Annotated in this window: 1 protein-coding gene; it reads right to left on the minus strand. The window is 51.7% G+C overall.

Annotated features, from left to right (window positions below):
- Nucleotides 1–83: 83 nt before the first annotated feature.
- The coding region (locus ACO6V1_RS23245) for a DUF1601 domain-containing protein (RefSeq protein WP_422468882.1) at nt 84–3028 on the minus strand (2945 nt) is incomplete at its 5' end.

Below are 3028 nucleotides of genomic sequence, written 5' to 3' on the forward strand. Positions count from 1 at the left end.
TGTCTATAAACACATGTGGCTGGAGAAGAACATCTACTCTGAATTGTGAGAACGGTTCCTGAGTCACGATGGCAGGGAGGCGATTACTGGCTGTTTGTTCTCTTCTTTATTTGATCAATAAATGGTTTCATTAAATCCTGGTTCAAAAGCCTGTTAACCGGGATTTCAATGACCTCAAATCCTGATTTTTGCAGCAGTGCGATTTTCAGCAGAGTCGAACCCTTCCTGGTTGTGAAATCACCACCCACGTAATGAGACGGTCCCTGAACTTCAATCACCATGTTGTGATCTGGCAGTAACAGGTCAACCGGAGGTAATGACTTCAAACTCTTTTCTTCTTCAATCTTCAAAGAGGGCATACATGATTGGAGTTGATTGCGGAAGTCGGCCTGGGTTTTTGAAATGGCTGTCTGGTAATGGCGGACGACCAGACACGCTCTGCCAAGCCAACTTGAGGCCATGATCATGTTGGATCGATCCTCTTCATTATCTGGTGAGGTATTTTCCAGGCGCGTCAACAGGTCATCCATGTGCTTTTCAAGCACATTACTTTTATTGGTTTTGGAGACCAGAGCCAACCTGGCACAGCATACCATGACTCCCCATAGAGACATCGATATCTCTTCCTGAGAAAACTGAAGGTTCTTACTGATTCGATAGACAAGCGATTCGCACGTAGAGGTAGCCACATTCAGCTCAATGAGTTCACCCAGTTTGGCCGTGGACCACAGCAGGTTGGCAATATCCTGGGCATTAAATTGGTCTTCCTGTGCTTTCACCCGGTGCAACAGCGCGGCCACGGCCTCGTAGAGCCCTGGTGTTTGCTCCTGCCCGTTATCCACCAGTTTTGCCATGGCCCATAGCATGTTGGCGATTTCCTGTGGGTTAAAGTTAGCTTTTTGTTCGATCACGCAGGTCAACAGCGCAGCCACGGATTGGTTGAACTCTGGTGTCTGCTCGTACCTGTTGTCTACCAGTTTCGCCATGGCCCACAGCATGTTGGCGATATCCTGTGGTTTAAAGTTAGCTTTCTGTATTTTCACGTGGGGCAATAGCGTGGTCACGGCCTTGTTCAGCCCGGGTGTGTGCTGCTGCATATTTTCCACCAGTTTCGCCATGGCCCACAGCTGGTTGGAGATATCCCGGGCATTGAATTGGTCTTTTTTTGCGTTCACGTAGGGCAACAGTGCGGCTACGGCCTCGTTGAACTCTGGTGTCTGCTCCTGCCCATTGTCCACCAGTTTCGCCATGACCCACAGCAGGTTGGCAACATGCTGGGCAATAAATTGGTCTTTTTGTGCGTTCACATGGGGCAACAGGGCGGTCACGGCCTCGTTGAGTTCTGGTGTCCGCTCCTGCGTAATGTCCACCAGTTTCGCCATGGCCCACAACAGGTTGGCGATACCCTTTGGTTTAAAGTTAGCTTTCTGTACGTTCACGAGGGGTAACAGGGCGGCCAGGGCCTCGTTGAGCCCTGGTGTCTGCTGCTGCGTATTTTCCACCAGTTTCACCATGGCCCACAGCAGGTTGGCGACAGCCTGAGGAATAAATTGATCTTTCTGTGCGTTCACGAGGGGCAACAGGGCGGCCACGGCCTTTTTGAACTCTGGTGTCTGCTCCTGCCCATTGTCCACCAGTTTCGCCATGGCCCACAGCATGTTGGCGATATGCTGAGGAATTAATTGGTCTTTCTGTGCGCTCACGAGAGGCAACAGGGCTGCCACGGCCTCGTTGAGCCCCGGTGTCTGCCGCTGCGTATTTTCCACCAGTTTCGCCATGGCCCACAGCAGGTTGGTGATAGCCTGAGGAGTAAATTGGTCTTTCTGTGCGTTCACGAGGGGCAACAGGGCGGCCACGGCCTCTTTGAACCCCGGTGTCTGCTCCAGCCCGTTGTCCACCAGTTTCGCCAAGGCCCACAGCAGGTTGGCAATGCCCTGGGCATTAAGTCGGTTTTTCTGTGCGTCCAGGAGGGGCAGCAGGGCGGCCACGGCCTCTTTGAGCCCTGATGTCGGCTCCAGTTCGTTGCCCACCAGTTTCGCCATGGCCCACAGCAGGTTGGCAATGCACTGGGCATTAAGTTGATTTTTCTGTGCGTTCACGAGGGGCAACAGGGCAGCTAAGGCCTCTTTGAGCCCTGGTAACTGCTCCAGTTCGTTGTCCACCAGTTTCGCCATGGCCCACAGCAGGTTGGCAATGGCCTGGGCCCAAAATTGGTCTTTCTGTGCCTTCACGTGGGGCAACAGGGCAGCTAAGGCCTCTTTGAGCCCTGGTGTCGGCTCCAGCCCGTTGTCCACCAGCTTCGCCATGGCCCACAGCAGGTTGGCAATGCCCTGGGCCTTAAATTGGTCTTTCTGTGCGTTCACATGGGGCAGCAGCGCGACAACGGCCTCGTTGAACTCTGGTGTCCGTTCCTGCCCGTTGTCCAACATTTTTGCCATTGCCCACAGCAGGTTGGCAATACCCTGGGCATCAATATCCCTGGCTTGAGGTGTTTGGTTGCAGTGAAATATTATTGCATCAAATAGTGTTGACAATAAGTTAGCCTGAGTAAGTTTAACTCGCTCATCCATGGGTTTATGTAGGGTAAAAACACCCGCTGAAGTCAATGAGTGAAGTGTTGTCGTCAGGCTTCGCCAATTCCAGCTCCGTGTTGCGGTAAAATTTTGCAGCAAACGTATCAGCTGGCTTTGTTCCGCTCGATTTAACGGTCTTTCAGCAGCTGACGTGTATTTTTTAATTAAACTGGCATATTGCCCGTGATTTCTCCCATCATAGCGATGACCGAAATGATCCGATTTACTCACCAGATCATCCATTATTTCCTGTTTAATGAGGGCATTAAAATCTTGTGCAGGGTTTACTGAACGGCACTGTAGATTTTGAGAAGAGCGTGTGCCAGAAGAGTGGTAAAATTTATTGCGCCCCGGGGCATTGCGGGGGGGAATATCCCATGGTCTGACTGTGGCATGTCTATATCGCCCACGCCCTGAAGAAGGGGCATGGTTATTCGGCTGGTTGTAATTATTAA

This window comes from Endozoicomonas sp. ALC013 (assembly GCF_049310205.1).
In the GTDB taxonomy this organism is placed as follows: Bacteria; Pseudomonadota; Gammaproteobacteria; order Pseudomonadales; family Endozoicomonadaceae; genus Endozoicomonas.